This is a genomic window from Pseudomonas sp. 2VD, from assembly GCF_005503585.1.
Classification (GTDB): Bacteria; Pseudomonadota; Gammaproteobacteria; order Pseudomonadales; family Pseudomonadaceae; genus Pseudomonas; species Pseudomonas aeruginosa.
This window is the reverse complement of sequence record NZ_SCND01000448.1, coordinates 1-4,233: the sequence shown is the minus strand read 5'-3', so window position 1 is coordinate 4,233 and position 4,233 is coordinate 1. Positions and strand designations below refer to the sequence as shown.

Below are 4,233 nucleotides of genomic sequence, written 5' to 3'. Positions count from 1 at the left end.
GGGTTTCGCGCAGGGCGGCCTCGAGCAGGCTTTCGGCGGGCTCCAGGTGCCCGGCGGGCTGGTTCAGCACCTCGCGGCCGTCGGCCTGTTCCTCGACCAGCAGGAAGCGGCCCTGGTCCTCGACGATGGTCGCTACGGTGACATGGGGATGCCAGCTCATGGATGTCTCCTCGGTACGGAAAAGGCCTCGATAAAAAGAAACCCCGAGCGTAGGCCCGGGGTTTCTGCTTCGTCAGCGTGACGCCATCAGGCGAGGCTGTCGATCGCCGCGTTGAAGGTGGCGCTGGGGCGCATCACCTTGCTGGTCAGCTCCGGGTTGGAGCGATAGTAGCCGCCGATCTCGGCCGGCTTGCCCTGGACCGCATTGAGTTCGGCGACGATGGTCGCTTCCTGCTCGGTCAGGGCCTTGGCCAGCGGTGCGAAGTGCGCTTTCAGCTCGGCGTCTTCGTCCTGGGCGGCCAGGGCCTGGGCCCAGTACATCGCCAGGTAGAAGTGGCTGCCGCGGTTGTCGATGTCGCCGACCTTGCGCGACGGCGACTTGTTGTTGTCCAGCAGCTTGCCGGTGGCTTCGTCCAGCGCCTTGCCGAGCAGCTTGGCCTTGGCGTTGCCGGTCTTGATCCCGGTTTCCTCCAGGGACACGGCCAGGGCCAGGAACTCGCCCAGGGAGTCCCAGCGCAGGTAGTTCTCTTCCACCAGTTGCTGGACGTGCTTGGGTGCCGAGCCGCCGGCGCCGGTTTCGTACATGCCGCCGCCCGCCATCAGCGGAACGATGGAGAGCATCTTGGCCGAGGTGCCCAGTTCCATGATCGGGAACAGGTCGGTCAGGTAGTCGCGCAGGACGTTGCCGGTCACCGAGATGGTGTCCTTGCCGCGGATCAGGCGTTCCATGCTGACGCGAATGGCCTCGTTGTAGCCCATGATGCTGATGTCGAGACCGGTCAGGTCGTGGTCCTTGAGGTACAGCTCGACCTTCTTGCGCAGTTCGCGGTCGTGGGCGCGCTCCGGGTCCAGCCAGAAGATCGCCGGGGTATCGGACTGGCGTGCGCGGGTGACGGCCAGCTTGACCCAGTCGCGGATCGGTGCGTCCTTGGTCTGGCAGGCGCGCCAGATGTCGCCGGTCTCCACCTCGTGCTGCATCAGCACGCTGCCGTCGGCCAGGACCACGCGCATGGTGCCGTCGGCGGTCATTTCGAAGGTCTTGTCGTGGGAGCCGTATTCCTCGGCCTTCTGCGCCATCAGGCCGACGTTCGGCACGCTGCCCATGGTGGTCGGGTCGAAGGCGCCGTTGGTCTTGCAGAAGTTGATCATCTCCTGGTAGATGCGGGCGTAGGTGCTTTCCGGCATTACCGCCTTGGTGTCTTTCTGCTTGCCGTCCTTGCCCCACATCTGGCCAGAGTTGCGGATCATCGCCGGCATCGAGGCGTCGACGATGACGTCGCTCGGAATGTGCAGGTTGGTGATGCCTTTCACGGAGTCGACCATCGCCATTTCCGGGCGGTGGCTGTACACCTCGTGGATGTCGTGGAGGATCTCTTCCTGCTGGGAGGCGGGCAGCGACTTGATCTTGTCGTAGACGCTGGAGATACCGTTGTTCGGGTTCACGCCGAGCTCTTCGAAGAGTTGGCCCCACTTGTCGAAGACGTCCTTGTAGTAGACGCTCACCGCATGCCCGAAGACGATTGGGTGGGAAATCTTCATCATGGTCGCCTTGACGTGCAGGGACCACATGACGCCGGTTTCCTTGCAGTCCTGCAGGGTCTTCTCGAAGAAGTCGCGCAGCTTGCCGCAGCTCATGAACATGCTGTCGAGCACTTCGCCTTCCTGCAGGCTCAGTTGCTTCTTGACCTCGACCTTGCCGTCCTTGCCGACGAACTCGATGCGCACGTCACCGGCCTTGGCCATGGTGATGGACTGTTCGCTGGAGAAGAAGTCGCCGCCGCGCATGTAGTCGGCGTGGGAGCGCGAGGCCATGCTCCACTTGCCCATGGAGTGCGGGTGCTTGCGGGCGTAGGCCTTCACCGCGGCAGGCGCGCGACGGTCGGAGTTGCCTTCGCGCAGGACCGGGTTCACGGCGCTGCCGAGGATCTTCGCGTAGCGTGCGCGAACCTCTTTCTCTTCGTCGGTCTGCGGGTCTTCCGGGAAGTCGGGAACCTTGTAGCCCAGGCCCTGCAGCTCGGCGATCGCGCCTTTCAGCTGGGGCACCGAGGCGCTGATGTTGGGCAGCTTGATGATATTGGCGTCGGGCGAGGTGGCCAGGACCGCCAGGCGGGCGAGGTCGTCTTCGATACGCTGGTCGGCTTCGAGGCGGTCGGCGAAGTTGGCCAGGATGCGTCCTGCAAGAGAGATGTCGCTGGTCTCGACGTCGATGCCGGCGGAAGCGGCAAAGGCCTTGACGATGGGGAGGAGCGAGTAGGTGGCGAGCGCGGGTGCTTCGTCGGTGAAGGTGTAGGTGATCTTCGAGCGGATGGACATCTACGGTAACTCTCTTTTTTGCTGGGCGCGCACAGAGTCTCGATACGCGTTGGTGGACGCGATGCCTTCGCTCAACATCGGGTTGAATCGAAATCGAGATATGCCGCGGGATATAGGGGCGCCAGTAGAGCGTTGTACGGCGGGTTCATGGTGGCGAACCCGACGCTGCGAGGGGAGAGGGTCTGGTCCCAGACTGCTCGGACCTCGATGACTGCGAAGTCATGGCGCGCAGTATACCACCCTCTCGCCGGGCTGATGCGCTCGCCTGTTTAGACTAAGGAAGATGTGGTTTCCGGGCGGACAACTGGGCTACCCTAGAAGGCTGCAACAGGGTTTTAACCACAACACGGAGTTCAGCATGGGATACCAAAAGATCCAGGTGCCGGCGACCGGTGACAAAATCACTGTGAATGCCGACATGTCCTTGAGCGTACCGAAGAACCCGATCATCCCGTTCATCGAGGGTGATGGCATCGGCGTCGATATCAGCCCGGTCATGATCAAGGTTGTCGACGCTGCAGTGGAAAAAGCATACAAGGGCGAGCGCAAGATCGCCTGGATGGAAGTCTACGCCGGCGAGAAGGCCACCCAGGTGTATGACCAGGACACCTGGCTGCCCCAGGAAACCCTGGACGCCGTGCGCGACTACGTGGTTTCCATCAAGGGTCCGCTGACCACCCCGGTCGGTGGCGGCATCCGTTCCCTGAACGTGGCCCTGCGCCAGCAACTCGATCTCTACGTCTGCCAGCGCCCGGTACGCTGGTTCGAAGGCGTGCCCAGCCCGGTGAAGAAGCCCGGCGACGTAGACATGGTGATCTTCCGCGAGAACTCCGAGGACATCTATGCCGGCGTCGAGTGGAAGGCCGGTTCGCCGGAGGCGGAGAAGGTCATCAAGTTCCTCACCGAGGAAATGGGCGTCAAGAAGATCCGCTTCACCGAGAACTGCGGCATCGGCATCAAGCCGGTTTCCCAGGAAGGCACCAAGCGCCTGGTGCGTAAGGCCCTGCAATACGCCGTCGACAACGACCGCAGTTCGGTGACCCTGGTGCACAAGGGCAACATCATGAAGTTCACCGAGGGTGCCTTCAAGGATTGGGGCTACGAAGTCGCGCGCGATGAATTCGGCGCCGAGCTGCTGGACGGCGGTCCGTGGATGCAGTTCAAGAATCCGAAGACCGGCAAGAACGTCGTGGTCAAGGACGTGATCGCCGACGCCATGTTGCAGCAGATCCTGCTGCGCCCCGCCGAGTACGACGTGATCGCCACCCTGAACCTGAACGGCGACTATCTCTCCGACGCCCTGGCGGCCGAGGTCGGCGGCATCGGCATCGCGCCCGGCGCCAACCTGTCCGATTCGGTGGCCATGTTCGAGGCGACCCACGGCACCGCGCCGAAGTACGCCGGCCAGGACAAGGTCAACCCGGGTTCGCTGATCCTCTCCGCGGAGATGATGCTGCGCCACATGGGCTGGACCGAGGCGGCCGACCTGATCATCAAGGGCACCAACGGGGCGATCGCCGCCAAGACCGTGACCTATGACTTCGAACGCCTGATGGACGGCGCGACCCTGCTGTCCTGCTCGGAGTTCGGCGACGCGATGATTGCCAAGATGTAGGAAGGGCTAGCGCCCGAACGAGAAAAAGGCCGGTTCGCACCGGCCTTTTTCATTTCCGCATCCGCGCTGGGGTCAGGCTTCGATGGGCGTCGCCTGCGGCTCTTCCTGCGGGGCGGGGGCGGAGGGTGCGGCGGTTGTCGCGGTGG

At 63.4% G+C, this 4,233-nt stretch carries 3 protein-coding genes and 1 pseudogene; 1 reads left to right on the top strand and 3 read right to left on the bottom strand.

The features are described from left to right. A partial coding sequence (locus tag FFS27_RS29395; protein WP_137952399.1) for an NUDIX domain-containing protein occupies positions 1 to 160 on the bottom strand: 160 nt, incomplete at its 3' end. Between the two features lie 86 nt (positions 161 to 246). Continuing rightward, positions 247 to 2,472 carry an NADP-dependent isocitrate dehydrogenase gene (locus FFS27_RS29390; RefSeq protein ID WP_003122606.1) on the bottom strand — a complete coding sequence of 742 codons (2,226 nt, stop codon included), beginning with the start codon at positions 2,470 to 2,472 and terminating at the stop codon, positions 247 to 249. Positions 2,473 to 2,830: 358 nt separating this feature from the next. On the opposite strand from FFS27_RS29390, the gene icd reads away from it, so the two are divergent. Further along, on the top strand, positions 2,831 to 4,087 hold the full coding sequence (gene icd, locus FFS27_RS29385; RefSeq protein WP_003090436.1) for an NADP-dependent isocitrate dehydrogenase: 1,257 nt from the start codon (positions 2,831 to 2,833) through the stop codon (positions 4,085 to 4,087). Between the two features lie 72 nt (positions 4,088 to 4,159). Here icd and FFS27_RS29380 read toward each other — a convergent pair. Then, positions 4,160 to 4,233: pseudogene (locus FFS27_RS29380) on the bottom strand (cold shock domain-containing protein CspD); the annotation flags it as partial.